Origin of the sequence: Rhodopseudomonas sp. BR0C11 (assembly GCF_010820945.1) — a bacterium.
GTDB classification, from domain to species: Bacteria; Pseudomonadota; Alphaproteobacteria; order Rhizobiales; family Xanthobacteraceae; genus Rhodopseudomonas; species Rhodopseudomonas palustris_H.
This window is the reverse complement of the sequence record NZ_QTKI01000844.1, coordinates 1-472: the sequence shown is the minus strand read 5'-3', so window position 1 is coordinate 472 and position 472 is coordinate 1. Positions and strand designations below refer to the sequence as shown.

Annotated in this window: 1 protein-coding gene; it reads right to left on the bottom strand. The window is 67.8% G+C overall.

Going from position 1 to position 472, the window contains the following annotated elements; translation table 11 throughout:
- Positions 1-472 (bottom strand): FAD-dependent oxidoreductase (locus DYI24_RS27730; protein ID WP_164574582.1); only part of this gene is annotated, 472 nt, incomplete at both ends.

Genomic DNA, 472 nt, shown 5'->3' with positions numbered 1-472 from the left:
GACGGCGCCCGCGATGTCGCTGCCGAACAGCTTGCCGAGCCATTCGATCGCGAAATCCTGCATCGCGGCTTCGCCCTGCGCGGCGAGCTGGCGCCCGAACGAGCCGGCGACGTCGACTGTGCACAGCGAGGTCCCGCCGATATTGCCCATCAGCGTCGCGGTGCGGATGTCGTCGGCGCGTTCGATGATGGTCTCGTCGCGCGACAGTCCGAGCGGGTTACCTTTGAACTGCAGCGCGATGCGGTCGGTGCTGCCGAGGCTCAGCCGCGCCGCGGCGTCGAGTTGCCGTTTCGGCAGTTCGGGCGAGAACGCCAGATTGCCCGAGGTCAGCACATTGGTCGATGCGGTGACGATGATGGCGCGCGCGCCGATCCGGCCAGCTGCGGTTTCGACCGCGAGGTCGCGCCCGCTCCACACGATTCGTTTGACCGGCGTCGACAGCGCAATCGGCAGCGAGGAGGCGAGCTGAGTT